Genomic DNA, 529 nt, shown 5'->3' on the forward strand with positions numbered 1-529 from the left:
GCCCTTGCCGTTGAGCTTCTTCGCGAGGTAGTCGCACGCGAGCTCGCCGGCCTTCACGTTGTTGGTCTGCACGGTCGCGTTCGCGCCGGCCGCCGCGACGTCCACCGCGACGACCGTGATGCCCGCCGCCTGCGCCTTCTTCACCGCCGGCTCGATCGCCTTCGGATCGGTCGCGTTCAGCAGGATCATGTCGACGTGTGCGGAGATGAAGTTGTCGATCTGCGTGAACTGCTTGTTCAGGTCGTAGTCGGCCGAGACCGCGGTGACCTTCGCGTTCGGGTTGAGCTGCCTGGCGCGCGCCTCGGCGCCTTTCACGATCGTGACGAAGTACGGGTTGCCGAGCGACCCGACCGTGACGCCGATCGATTTCAGCGGCTTGTCGGCTGCATGGGCGGCGGCGCCGCCGAAGGCGAGCGCGCAGGCGACGGCGGTCAGGGCGGCTTTTTGCTTGAACATGTCGTTGTGTCTCCGGAAGGTCCGTGGGCGGATGGGCGCAGGAGGACCTGCCTGCGCCCCGATGATCGAGTGG

At 67.1% G+C, this 529-nt stretch carries 1 protein-coding gene; it reads right to left on the bottom strand.

The annotated features are described in order from the left end of the window. Positions 1-456, bottom strand: a 456-nt coding sequence (locus NQV17_RS37830; RefSeq protein ID WP_257776165.1) for a substrate-binding domain-containing protein, incomplete at its 3' end; no start/stop codon positions are given. Positions 457-529: the final 73 nt, after the last annotated feature.

Origin of the sequence: Burkholderia sp. SCN-KJ (assembly GCF_024656005.1) — a bacterium.
Lineage (GTDB): Bacteria > Pseudomonadota > Gammaproteobacteria > Burkholderiales > Burkholderiaceae > Burkholderia.